The organism is Gilvimarinus sp. 1_MG-2023 (genome assembly GCF_030548285.1).
In genome coordinates this window covers 1-288 of sequence record NZ_JAUOSC010000801.1, presented here as the reverse complement: position 1 = coordinate 288, position 288 = coordinate 1, and the positions used below count along the sequence as shown (strand labels likewise).

Below are 288 nucleotides of genomic sequence, written 5' to 3'. Positions count from 1 at the left end.
GGCTGACCCACGCCCTCGTCAAGGGCATCAATACCTATGTCGAGGAAGATACCGAAGCGGCCCGCCAGCAATTTGCCCGGCCGATTGAAGTGATCGAAGGGCCATTGATGGACGGCATGAACGTCGTCGGCGACCTGTTTGGTTCCGGTAAAATGTTCCTGCCCCAGGTGGTCAAAAGCGCCCGGGTGATGAAACAGGCCGTAGCTTATCTACTGCCTTATATCGAAGAAGAAAAAGACGGCAAGTCCGAAACCCAGGGAAAAATCCTGATGGCCACGGTCAAGGGGG

The 288-nt window shown here is 55.6% G+C and carries 1 protein-coding gene; it reads left to right on the top strand.

The features are described from left to right. On the top strand, positions 1–288 hold a 288-nt coding region (locus tag Q4563_RS19100), incomplete at both ends, for a B12-binding domain-containing protein (RefSeq protein ID WP_303605634.1).